The organism is Hyalangium sp., assembly GCF_035629615.1.
Taxonomy (GTDB): Bacteria; Myxococcota; Myxococcia; order Myxococcales; family Myxococcaceae; genus Hyalangium.
Genome location: NZ_DASPHO010000045.1, coordinates 1 through 10,927, shown reverse-complemented (window position 1 = coordinate 10,927; position 10,927 = coordinate 1). Strand labels below are relative to the sequence as shown.

The 10,927-nt window shown below is 69.9% G+C and carries 11 protein-coding genes; 8 read left to right on the top strand and 3 right to left on the bottom strand.

Features of this window, described 5'->3' with window-relative positions; translation table 11 throughout:
* Window positions 1-41 precede the first annotated feature (41 nt).
* A complete protein-coding gene (gene msrB, locus VD972_RS02035) occupies window positions 42-458 on the bottom strand; it encodes a peptide-methionine (R)-S-oxide reductase MsrB (protein WP_324979910.1) in 417 nt (138 codons plus the stop codon).
* Between the two features lie 154 nt (window positions 459-612).
* On the opposite strand from msrB, the gene VD972_RS02030 reads away from it, so the two are divergent.
* The 3 genes from VD972_RS02030 to dnaN all read left to right on the top strand — a co-directional run bounded on the left by VD972_RS02030 (window position 613) and on the right by dnaN (window position 2,657).
* Window positions 613-870: a hypothetical protein gene (locus VD972_RS02030; RefSeq protein WP_324979907.1), complete on the top strand. Its 258-nt coding sequence runs from the start codon at window positions 613-615 to the stop codon at window positions 868-870.
* Between the two features lie 23 nt (window positions 871-893).
* A complete protein-coding gene (locus VD972_RS02025; protein WP_324979905.1) occupies window positions 894-1,286 on the top strand; it encodes a hypothetical protein in 393 nt (130 codons plus the stop codon).
* Between the two features lie 264 nt (window positions 1,287-1,550).
* On the top strand, window positions 1,551-2,657 hold the full coding sequence (gene dnaN / locus VD972_RS02020; protein WP_324979902.1) for a DNA polymerase III subunit beta: 1,107 nt from the start codon (window positions 1,551-1,553) through the stop codon (window positions 2,655-2,657).
* 65 nt (window positions 2,658-2,722) lie between these two features.
* Here dnaN and VD972_RS02015 read toward each other — a convergent pair whose 3' ends face one another.
* Window positions 2,723-3,454 (bottom strand): hypothetical protein, encoded by a 732-nt coding sequence (locus VD972_RS02015; protein WP_324979900.1) that lies wholly within the window; start codon window positions 3,452-3,454, stop codon window positions 2,723-2,725.
* Between the two features lie 136 nt (window positions 3,455-3,590).
* Here VD972_RS02015 and VD972_RS02010 point away from each other — a divergent pair, with 136 nt between their 5' ends.
* From VD972_RS02010 to VD972_RS01990, 5 genes are all read left to right on the top strand, one after another.
* Entirely contained in the window at window positions 3,591-4,781 is a 1,191-nt protein-coding gene (locus VD972_RS02010) for a hypothetical protein (protein WP_324979898.1), read from the top strand.
* A 70-nt stretch (window positions 4,782-4,851) separates the two neighbouring features.
* A complete protein-coding gene (locus VD972_RS02005) occupies window positions 4,852-5,724 on the top strand; it encodes a CsgG/HfaB family protein (RefSeq protein ID WP_324979895.1) in 873 nt (290 codons plus the stop codon).
* Window positions 5,721-8,294, top strand: a complete 2,574-nt coding sequence (locus VD972_RS02000) for a hypothetical protein (RefSeq protein ID WP_324979892.1) — start codon at window positions 5,721-5,723, stop codon at window positions 8,292-8,294. Before VD972_RS02005 ends, VD972_RS02000 begins: the two co-directional genes overlap by 4 nt.
* A gap of 72 nt (window positions 8,295-8,366) precedes the next feature.
* The gene (gene recF, locus VD972_RS01995) at window positions 8,367-9,500 is read left to right on the top strand and encodes a DNA replication/repair protein RecF (RefSeq protein ID WP_324979889.1); all 1,134 of its coding nucleotides are present in this window, start codon (window positions 8,367-8,369) and stop codon (window positions 9,498-9,500) included.
* Between the two features lie 179 nt (window positions 9,501-9,679).
* Complete coding sequence (locus VD972_RS01990) at window positions 9,680-10,495, top strand: response regulator (RefSeq protein WP_324979886.1); 816 nt, start codon at window positions 9,680-9,682, stop codon at window positions 10,493-10,495.
* Window positions 10,496-10,505: 10 nt separating this feature from the next.
* Here the strand turns inward: VD972_RS01990 and VD972_RS01985 are convergent.
* Window positions 10,506-10,927 (bottom strand): hypothetical protein (locus VD972_RS01985; protein WP_324979883.1); only part of this gene is annotated, 422 nt, incomplete at its 5' end.

The following is a 10,927-nucleotide window of genomic DNA, read 5'->3' as shown; positions in this document are numbered from 1 at the left end:
TCGGTCCTCCGCGCCCGGGAGGCCAGTGCGAGTGTTGGCGGTCAACCCTTCTTGTCGAACGTCAGCGCCGCCGAGTTGATGCAGTAGCGCAGCCCCGTGGGTGCCGGTCCATCAGGGAACACGTGTCCCAGGTGGCCCTCGCAGCGGCTGCACACCACCTCCGTGCGCCGCACGAAGAATGAGCTGTCATCGTGCTCGGCGACACGACCCTCCTCCACCGGGGTAAAGAAGCTCGGCCAGCCCGTGCCCGAGTCGAACTTCGTGTCCGAGGCGAACAGCGGGTTGCCGCAGCCGGCGCACCGGTACACCCCGGCCTCGTGGTGGTCCCAGTAGGCTCCCGTGAACGCCCGCTCGGTCCCCTTCTTGCGGAGGATGCGGTACTGCTCTGGGTTGAGCTGCTTCTTCCACTCCTCGTCCGTCTTCGCGGCGGGCGCTGGCGCGGTGGCTGGCAGGTCCATGGTGGGTCTCCTCATGTGCCTTATATGCAGGCCGCTGGGTCCGGGTTTCAGCCCTGCTTGGGTGCTCGGGGAGGGATAGGGCGGCCAGGGTTGAGTGTCATGCGATGGGGGGAGAGGTGGTATCACGCCTCTGGCAGCCTCTCGGCGAAGCGCTATGTTTCAGGTCATGGAGCAGGACACCCATCCGCGCCAGCAAGCGCGATACATCGAGCTGCTCCGCGCGCAGCCTCCTGCGGACCGGCTGCTCAAGGCAGGAGCGCTGACAGAGGCGGTGCGCTACCTGGCAGAGGCGGGCATTCGCGAGCGTTACCCTCAGGCGGACGAGACGGAGGTCCGGGTGCGGCTGGCCGAGAGAATCTATGGCCGGGCGGTCGCGCTCCGCTTGTTCGGGCCCCACCCGGCACTGACGTGAGCCAGCTGCCCGCTGTTATCGGTGTGGCCCTCCTTCTGGGGGAAGCGCTAGAGGCCCTGCGCGACGCCGTCACGCGGCGGGGTTCCTGGAACATCTTCCACCTCCCCAGCCTGACCAAGGTGGACCTCTTCATGCTCCGCGAGAGCCCCTTCGATGCGAGTGAGTTCGCGCGACGCCGTCGCATCGTGCTGCCCCCGGAGGGTCGCGGCCTCTCCATCAAGAGTCCCGAGGACACGGTGCTGCGCAAGCTGCTGTGCTTCCGCGACGGTGGAGAGAACTCCACCTCCCAGTGGCGAGACATCGTCCAGGTGCTACGGGTGTCCGCCGGGGTGCTGGACGCTTCCTACCTGGATGAGTGGGCAGGAAGACTGGGGGTGGCTGCGCTCCTCGCCAACGCCCGTGAGGCGGCCGGGTGAGGGGCGCTGGAGCCTACCTGCCAGGGCGTGAAGAAATCAGGTGACGCGGGAGGTTGGAAACCGTATACGGCAATGTGCATTTGTTACACGTCCAGTCGTGTCCCACCTGAATCTCCGAGCAGGTGGGCGCCGTGCCATGCCGTGGATCGGCCGGGCTCGGATGCCAGTACACAAAGCCGCAGGTCGGTTCGTTGACGCACCCCTTCCCCCAGGCTACACCCCCTCAAGGACGAGTCGTCTCACGAGGACTGAGGAAGCCACCCGATGGAATTCCGTATTGCCACCGACGAGCTGAAGAAGGCCCTCTATCGCGCTCAGGGCATCGTGGAGCGCAAGACGACGATGCCCATCCTCGCCAACGTCCTCGTCAACGCCACCAAGAGCGGCATCACCGTCACCGCGTTTGACTTGGACATCGGCATCGTCTCCGAGCACCCCGCCGAGGTCTCCAAGCCTGGCGCCATCACCCTCAGCGCCAAGTACGTCTTCGACATCGTCCAGAACCTCCCGGACGCCCAGGTCACCCTCAAGAAGCTCCCCAACAACTACGTCGACATCTCCAGCGGCTCGGCCCACTTCAAGATCGTCGGCATGGCCGCCGAGGAGTACCCCAAGCTCCCCAAGCAAGAGGACGCTCCGCTGGTCCAGCTCTCCGGCACCGTCCTGCTGGAGATGATCAAGAAGACCCAGTTCGCCATCTCCTCGGACGAGACGCGCTACATCCTCAACGGCGTCTTCTTCGAGCCCCAGGCCGGCGGCAAGGTGCGCATGGTCGCCACCGACGGGCACCGCCTCTCGCTCATCGAGCGCGAGCTGAACGGCGACTTCAAGCTGAAGGCCGGCGTCATCATCCCCCGCAAGGGCCTGATGGAGCTCAAGCGCCTGCTGGACGAGGCCCCCGAGGCCGAATGTCACCTGGGCTTCGCGGAGAACTCGGCCCTCTTCAAGAAGCCGGGCCTCACCATGGTGATGCGCCTCATCGACGGCCAGTTCCCCGAGTACCAGCGCGTCATCCCCAAGGAAGGCGAGAAGGTGGTGATGGTGTCCAAGGTGCGCTTCCTCGAGAGCCTCAAGCGCATCGCGCTGCTCTCGGCGGACAAGAGCTACGCCGTGCGCATTGGCCTGGAGCAGAACAAGCTGCTCATCACCGCCAACAACCCGGACCTGGGTGAGGCCAAGGACGTGCTCGAGGTGGCCTACCGAGGCGGGGACATCACCATCGGCTTCAACGCGCGCTACCTCACCGACGTGCTCTCCGTCCTGGAGACGGAGGAGATCTCCTTCGAGCTGGGGGACGAGCACAGCCCCGGCGTCATCCACGCCCCGGGCGACCGCAGCTTCACCGCCGTCGTCATGCCCATGCGCGTCTGACGTCCGGCGGGGGGCCGGTGCTCAGCCTCCCTCCACGCCGTGTCTCCTCCCGAGCGGAGCGGGCGCTACGGCTGCGGGGTGTTCGCCTGCGAGTCGTCCTCGCTCGCGGGGGCTTCCTCTTCCTCGCTCGCGGGGGCCTTGGGCTTCTCCTCGGCGACCTCGCCCTCTTCGGCCGGGGCCGCGTCGGTGGCCTCCTCACCGCCTGCCGCCGCCGGAGCCGCGCTTCCCTGGGTGGCCTTCGCCGGGGCCTTGGGCTTCGCCTCAGCGGGGCTCTTGGCCGAGGCACCCGCGGCGGGCACGGGCTTCTTGCCCTTGATGCCCTTGTCCCAGAACTCCTGGGAGGCCAGCTGCCCACTCGTCGTGTAGGTGAGTGCGGGACCGTGCTTCTTCCCGGCCTGGAAGTGCATGTCCTTCAGCAGCTGTCCCTCGGCGCTGTACTCCACGGAACGCCCCTCCAGCTTCCCGTCCGCGAAGCGCTCCTCCGTCCAGGAGCCGTTGGGGCGCATCGTCACCTGGAGGCCGTGCTTCTTGCCGGCCTTCCAGTCCCCCCAGGACAGCGCCTCGCCTTCCTTGCACGTCACCGAGGGGCCCTCCTTCACCGGGCGTCCCTTCACCTTGCACTCCAGAGCGCCGGTTCCCTTCCCGGAGCCAGTGGAGGTGAAGGCGGCCCCCGCGGGGCATTCCAGCTTCCACGCGGCACAGAGGGCATCTGCTTGCCGCTGATCCAGGGCGAGCGCGGGCGGTGTGGCCACGAGCGAGACAGTCAGTGCGGCGAGGGCAGGCGACAGGAGCTTCATGGGGCCTCGTTTCCAGACAGTCAACATCGCCGGACAGGGAGGTTCCTGCCAAGGGGCCCCTGTTCGTTCACCGGTGCCAGCCCTGGGGGGGGGAAGGCCTGCCACCCGCCTGACTCCTCCTTATAGTAGGGGGAGCGTGGCGACCCATCCCGACACCCTGCGGGCGAGACTGGAGGACCGAGCGGACCTCCTGGAGGCCTCGCGCCTGCGCTACCGCGCCCTGCGGGGGCTGCTGAATGCCTTCTTCTGGCGGGATCGGCTCCGGGCGAACCTGGAGCTGCTGCGAGAGGTGGCCCTGGCGCAGCCCGAGGTGGATCTCACCCTGGCCGCCGTGAGCCGCCGCGCCGCCGCCGAGGGCTGGCCCAAGGAGCTGGCCCCGGTGAGGCTGGTGGAGGAGGTGCGGCACCTGCGCGACGAGGTTGCCCATGCGGTGAAGCGCAGGTTGGCGCCCGGCGCGCCTCCGGACTCCCTGGGTGCGGCGCTGCTGCGGCTGGAGGAGCAGGTGCTCGCCTCCGGCCCGCTCCTGGGGCGGCGCACGTGGGCCCGCGCCGTGGAGGTGCTGCCGCGCAACCTCCCGGAGCTGCGCGCCGCCTGCGCCGCGGCCGAGGTCTTCGAGCGCATCTTCAAGCGCCCCGCGCCCGAGGGGGCTCTGCCCTTCAACGCCGCCGAGGCGGACTCGCTCTGCCGTGCGCTGCCCCTGGCGGACGCGGCGCTGCGGGCGGTGTGGGAGCGGCTGAGGCGCTTCGACGAGGGCGGCCGGGTGCGCACCTTCCTCCAGCGGCGTGTGCGCCGCGCGCCGGTGCGGGCACCTCGCAGCGGCCCGGAGCTGCTGCTGCATGCGGCCTTCTGGCACGACGTGGCGCGCGAGCGGCTGGGCGAGCTGCTGGAGGCGCGGCTCTCCCCGGTGGTGGCCAGCGAAGGGGAGGTGCCGGAGCTGCTGGTGTGGCTGGCCGCGAGCGAGGTATCTCCGGAGGCGCGGCTGGTGGCCAGGGCCGGCATGAGCGAGGGGCGGGCAGGCCTCTTCGAGCTGGCCGCCGAGCTGACGCGGCTGTCCCAGGCGCGCCCCAGCGGGGTGTGGAACGAGGAGCTGGCCTGGACACGGCTGTGGGCCGCGGCGCTCCGGGCCAAGGATGAGACGGGCCCGGACGTGGAGCGCATGCGCGAGGCGCTGCACCTCTTCATCCGCCTTCGAGGCCAGGCGCGAACCCCCGCGCGGTTGTTCTCTCCAGCTCGCGCGGTGCTGCCCGCGGGCGAGGTGGGCGCGGACGTGAAGGATCTCCCGGGGCTCGTCCAGGCGGCGCGTGCCGTGGCTCGCTCGGGAGTGTAATTCCGCTTACAGTCCCGCAACTGGACGTGCGGGGGCGGGTTCTTCCTTCCACCGGCACGGAGGGAGGGGCATGCGCGCGACTGTAGGACTCCTCATGGGGTTGTGGGCTCTGTCTGCCTTCGCGGGCACGGAGTCCACGGTGAGCACACCCTCCACGCCCCTCAAGCCGGACGAGAAGCCACAGCTGCTGGTGGGAGCGCTCACCGCGCAGGGGGCCTCCGCGGAAGAGGCCGCAGCCCTCACCGATGCCCTGGTGCAGACGCTCAGTGAGCGCGGCCTGTTCCAGGTAATCTCCCACAAGGACCTGCAGACGGTGCTCAGCAGCGAGCGGCAGCGACAGATCCTCGGCGCTTGTGACGAGGATCCCGCGCAGTGCGCGACGGACCTGCGCCAGGTGCTGCAGGCGCGCTACGTGCTGACAGGCTCGCTGTCCAAGCTGGGCTCCACCTACGAGCTGACGCTGCAGATGCTGGACACGGTGAAGGCCCGGCCGGTGGGGCGCAGCACGCGCCTGGCGAAGAAGGTGGAGACGCTGCGCCAGCTGATGCCCTGGGCCGCGGCGGAGGCGAGCGGTGCGCCGCTGCCACCGCAGGCCTCGCGGCTCGTCCCCTACTCGCTGGTGGCGGGGGGCGGCGCGGCGCTCATGGGCGGCGGCGTCTATGGGCTGATTGCCCTGTCGCGGCAGAAGGTGCTCAACGACGAGCTGTGTCCGGCCAGGGACGAGGAGGGAAGCTGCACGCCGGGCAACCTCCGCGAGCTCTCCTTCTACCAGAAGGAGAACGACCGGTTGGGGAGGGACAAGACGGTGTCGCTGGTCTTGATGGGAGCAGGCGCGGCGCTGGTGGGCGTGGGGCTCTGGTTGATGCCGCCGCCGGAAGGGGGGCCGCGGGTCGCGCTGGTCCCCTCTGGGCGAGGCATGGCCGTGGTGGGGGTGCTGCCATGAGCGCCCGGCGGAGCGTGGTGGCGCTGAGCTCGGTCCTGGTGGCGCTGGGCGTGTGGATGGCGTGCACGGGGGGGCTCAAGGTGGAGGAGGGCAACGCCTTCCCCTGCAAGTTCGATGTCGCCGAAGCGGATCGCGACAAGCAGTGCCCAGAGGAGTGGCGGTGTGGCATCGACGGGCGCTGCCACGAGGCCCAGGCCGAGCAGGGCACGCTGGGAGATCCCCCGAGCTTCTCGCCCGAGCGGCGCTACCCGAAGGTGCTCATGGGTGAGACGGGGCTCGTCGCGGGAGAGGCCGCCGGCCCGCAGGGCTTGGAGTTCGGCCCGTCGATCCCGCCGGAGTCCGGGCCGCTCGCGGTGGTGAAGTACACGGACGGAGGCGTCGTCCTCGCCACCCCTGTCTCCGCCGCGCCTGTCTCCGCTCCGCTGACTGTCCAGGTGATCAGGGGGACCAGGAGCATGGCCTTCGTGGGCAATCACCTCGCGGTGATGGGGGAGGAGACTCAGGGGGGGAGGGTGGGGCTGTTCGACGTGGACCGGCCCACCACGAGCCTCTCGACGAGCCCCAAGCCTGTCACTGAGGGGGCTGCGGGCGCACTCCTGGGCGCACGGAAGCTCCGCGCGACTTCCCTGGGCCCGCCAGGCGCCTCCCGCGACATGCTCGTGGTGATACGCGGCAGGGAAGATCCCGCTCGGGCAAACGCGGGCGAGGTGAACCTCTCCACGGGGAGCTACACGGCCTTCCCCTCGGCGTTCTCCACGGCCGATGGGGGCGTCACCCCGTGCTCCGGTGCCTCCTGTGGGAGTCTGCCCGGGTACTACCTGGATGTACGGCCCGCGCCACTGACATTCCTGGCGCGGCGGGAAGAGACGGATGGGGGGGTGCCCGAGCCGGTGCCCGTGGCCGTCACCCCGCTCTACTTCCTCTGGCGCTCGCAGGGGCCAGAGGTGGCGCCGCCCGCGGGAGTGTGGCAGGTGCTCAACCCGACGGACCCCATCGCGGCGCTGGCTCCTGATGGGACTGTCGAGGCGGCGGAGCGCTGGCAGCTGCGCTACACCGACACCCTGGGCGTCTGGGCCTTGCGCCGAGTCATGGCTCAGCAGGATGTGCTGAGCACGTGGGTGCTCTCCCGCCCGCCCGGCCGCCCGCAGGAGCCGCGCCTGGAGCGGGCGTGGGATGACTGCAGCCCGTGCGGCAGGGATCCGCTCGTCGCCTTTACCCCGGTGACGGATGGTGCGCTGGGTGTGGAGGTGCTGTGCGAGTCCCAGAGCGGTGTGCGGAGCCTCTTCCGGGTGGTGGGGGCCTCCGTCGTCACCGCGAGGGATACCTGCCTGCGCCAGCCGCTGGAGTCGCCCCTGGAGCTGGCGGAGGTTCCCACCGTGGAGCTTCAGTCACCGGGTCAGCCTGGCAAGCGGAGGATCCTCGCGCCAGGCGCGGTGGATGAGTCTCAAGGGGCCTGGCTGACGATGGGAGGCAGCCACGGCCAGCTCTGGCGGGGCACCTCCCTGAGCCGGCTGCGGCCGATGTTCCTGGATCGCACGCCGACCGCGCTGGGGATCCTCCCGAAGACGGATGCGGGTCCTCCGGCGTTCATCGCCGCCTCACCCAACTTCTTCGCGATCCAGCTGCCGCCACCCCAGCAGGAAGACAGCACGGGGCTGACGGTGGTGACGCCCATGCGGCGAGATGGCATGACCGAGGAGACGGTCGCCCTGGAGACCCTGGTGGAAGGAGTGTCAGGCTGGTTCATGCTCGAGACGGGGCAGCTGGCCCAGGTGGCGCGCGACTCTGCGGGGAGACCGGAGCTGAGCAACGCCTATGGGCCCCAGCTCCTGGCACCCTCGGGAGCGCCTGCGCAAGCGCCCTTCTTGGGGCAGGGCGTGCCACATGATGGGGGAGTCTCGCTCGTGCTCACCGCGAACGACCAGCTCTACTACACGGAGCTGTCGAGCTCCGATCTGGTCCTGGAGCCGGAGCTGGGCACGGTGCTCCAGTCGAAGCTGACGCCGGAGCCGGACTTTCCCGTGCGCTCGCTGGCGCGGGACCGGACGGTCAACCTGTCCGCGGAAGAAGGAGTAGTGGTCCGGGGGTGGGTGGCCACGGGCCGGAGTGTCTTCGAGTACTCGCAGGATGCGCGGACGAAGGCCTGGGCGATGAAGAAGCTGGAGCTGGGGAGCGGTGAGCCGGTGGAGGTCTGGTCCCGGGAGGCCGTGGGCAGCGGCTACGGCAGGGTAGGCCTGAGGGATGGCCAGGTGCTGAGGCTGCCCGAGGGCATCCCCCTCACGCGGCCGTTGCCGGCAGAGTTCGAGGACCGGGTGGCGGACTACTCTGTGCTGGAGGGGTGGCCGGTCGCGCTCGGAGAGAAGGCGGTGTACCGGACGGTGCGGAGCACGGGCGGGCAGTCTGGGCTGCTGGCGTGGGAGCCGCTCGCGCTCCCCGCGGAGCTCGCAAGCACGGGGGGGCTGACCGGGGCGAGGATGTTCGTGGTGAACGAGAACGGGACGCCCGCACTCTACCTCGTCACGAGCACCGGGTTCGTCTACCCGCTGGGCAAGGGAGTAACCTCACCTTGAGCCCCCGCTGCGGTGGGGGGCGCGTTATGAGGGGGATCCACCCCCCTCGTCCGCTGTTCTGAGCCTCGTACCGTGCGCCTGCTCGCGCTTCACCTCCAGGACTTCCGCAACCTGCACCAGGTCTCCCTGGCGCCCAGCCCCCACGCCACCATCGCCGTGGGACAGAACGGGCAAGGGAAGACGAACCTGTTGGAGGCGCTCTACTTCCTCGCCACGCTCAAGCCGCTGCGGGCCGGCAGGCTGGCGGAGCTGGTGCGCTGGGGCGCTCAGGGGACTCGCGTGACGGGCCGCTTCCTCCTCAAGGGGGCGGAGCGGGAGATCTCCGTGGAGGTGAGCGGCGGTGTGCGGCAGGCCATGGTGGACGGCAAGAAGGCCGCGAGCCTGGAGGAGTACTTCGGCGGCGTCTCCGTGGTGGCCTTCACGCCGGATGATCTGGAGGTGGTGAAGGGCGGGCCGGACGCGCGGCGCACCTTCCTGGACCGGGCGGTGTTCAACCGCTTCCCGGCCTTCCTCAAGGAGAGCCGGGACTACGCCCGGGCGCTGAAGAACCGCAACCGGCTGCTGCGCGAGGGGCCCGCGGCGGATCCGGCATACCTGGACGCATATGAGGAGACGCTCGCGCGCGCGGGGGCCCGGGTGTACGTGCGGCGGCGGGCGCTGATGGCAGAGCTGGCGCCGCGCGCGCAGGCCACCTTCGCCGCCATTGGCCGGACGCCGGATCCGGCCCTGTATGGCTACCACCCCTCGCACCTGGGGCAGGACTTCGCCGAGGCGGATGAGCCGAGGCTGACGGATGCGCTGCTGGAGGCGCTGGCGGGGCGGCGGCGGAGAGACCTGGAGCGGGGCTTCACCTCGGTGGGGCCCCACGCGGACGACGTGACGCTGACGCTGGGGGGCCGCAGCGCGCGGGCCTACGCGAGCCAGGGACAGCAGCGGGCGCTGGTGCTCGGCTGGAAGATCGCAGAGATCGAAAACCTCCACGCGGCCATGGGCTTCCTGCCGTTGCTGCTGCTGGACGACGTGTCCAGCGAGCTGGATCCGGAGCGCAACGCGTACCTCATGAGCTACCTGGCCAGCAGCGGGGCGCAGGTGTTCCTCACCACCACGGACGGCTCGCTGGTGCGAGGCGCGGCGGCCACGGACACACTGTGGATGGACGTGCACGGGGGGCAGGTGACGCCCCGGCCCACGGAGACGCCCGCGTGAGCAAGGCCCGCGCTTCCTCACGGGACGCAAATGAATGAGGCCGGGACGCAAATCCTGCGCGAGGCCCGCTGCGTGCACCTGAGCCCCTAGAGGTTCCAAGGGGTTGCCAGCCTCCCGGCGCGCGGCATCGCTGTTGCTCTGCTGTCTGCCAGGGCAGGCGCCCATCCGTGGAGAGGCCCATGAAGACCATCCTGGTAGTGGACGATGACAAGTACGTGCGGGCCAGAGTGAAGGGCGCGCTGGAAACCCAGCGCAACGAGTTCACCGTGCTGGAGGCCTCACACGGCGAGGAGGCGGTGCAGCTCGTCGAGGAGCGGCACGTGGATCTGGTGATCACGGATCTCTGGATGCCGGTGATGGACGGCTTCCGGTTCCTGGTGCACCTGATGAACCAGCACCCGCTGCTGCCGGTGGTGGTGCTGAGCAACCATGAGCCGTGGGATGGGCTGCGAGGCCTGGGGATGGCGCCTCAGGTGCCTTGCCTGCCGAAGACGATCAGCCCCCAGGCGTTCCTCTTCCAGGCGCGGGAGCGGCTGCACGAGTGCGCGAGGGAGCAGCGCGCGGGAGTGACGCTCTTCGGCTTCCTGCAGCTGCTCGCTCGGGAACGCAGGACGTGCATGGTGGAGGTGGGCTCGGGCTCGCGCGCTGGGACGATCCACGTGCTCGCTGGGGAGCTCGTTCATGCGAAGATCGCCGGGCGCGAGGGTGAGAGGGCGCTCCTGGAGATCCTGGCCTGGCAGGAGCCGCGGCTGCACATAGTGCCCGCGCTGCCCGAGCTGAAGCTCACCATCTCCACGCGGGTTGATTGGCTGCTCGCCAAGGTGCTCACGGCCCGGGAGGCCGCGGCTGAGCCCGCCAGCTCCTCATTGCCACCCTCGGGCGACGACGCGGAGGCGGCGCGGCGCCTCCACGAGAGTGGGACGCACGGGATCTACCTGTCGGCGCCGGGCGGAGGCCGGGCCAGCACGAAGGCGCGGTGGGCCTTGCCTCAATGAGAGGGCAGGCTCACGTGCGGTGAGCGCGCCGGGGCCAGTGGATGCGCCACCGGCCGCGTGCGTGGTGGGGCACCTGGTCCGCCGTGACGTGGCCAAAGGAAGGAAACCGGAACTCCGCCCAGAGCACCACGTAGGCCGCGGAGAAGAGGAAGGTGCCGAGCACCATCCACCACATGGCGCCCACGATGAGGCTCACCAGGGCGGCACCGAGGAGCGCGACACCCAGGCCCAGCGACACCTCGCGCAAGCGCTTGGACTCACTGAAGGCCATGCCCATCGACACGAGGGCTGCGGCGAGCAGGAACCACGCCAGCCCGAATGAAGAGCGGACATACAGGCCAGCGATCGACAGCAGGAAGAGACCGAGGCCGAAGAGTGCCAGTCCTCCATCCATGGGAATTCCCTCCAGGTTGAAGCGTCCAGGAAGAAACA

Excerpts from the sequence above, each read along its gene's own strand:
- VD972_RS02015 (WP_324979900.1), bottom strand. The coding sequence starts at position 3,454 with ATGAAGCTCCTGTCGCCTGCCCTCGCCGCACTGACTGTCTCGCTCGTG.
- VD972_RS02000 (WP_324979892.1), top strand. The coding sequence starts at position 5,721 with ATGAGCGCCCGGCGGAGCGTGGTGGCGCTGAGCTCGGTCCTGGTGGCG.
- VD972_RS01990 (WP_324979886.1), top strand. The coding sequence starts at position 9,680 with ATGAAGACCATCCTGGTAGTGGACGATGACAAGTACGTGCGGGCCAGA.
- dnaN (WP_324979902.1), top strand. The coding sequence starts at position 1,551 with ATGGAATTCCGTATTGCCACCGACGAGCTGAAGAAGGCCCTCTATCGC.
- msrB (WP_324979910.1), bottom strand. The coding sequence starts at position 458 with ATGGACCTGCCAGCCACCGCGCCAGCGCCCGCCGCGAAGACGGACGAG.
- VD972_RS02030 (WP_324979907.1), top strand. The coding sequence starts at position 613 with ATGTTTCAGGTCATGGAGCAGGACACCCATCCGCGCCAGCAAGCGCGA.
- VD972_RS02005 (WP_324979895.1), top strand. The coding sequence starts at position 4,852 with ATGCGCGCGACTGTAGGACTCCTCATGGGGTTGTGGGCTCTGTCTGCC.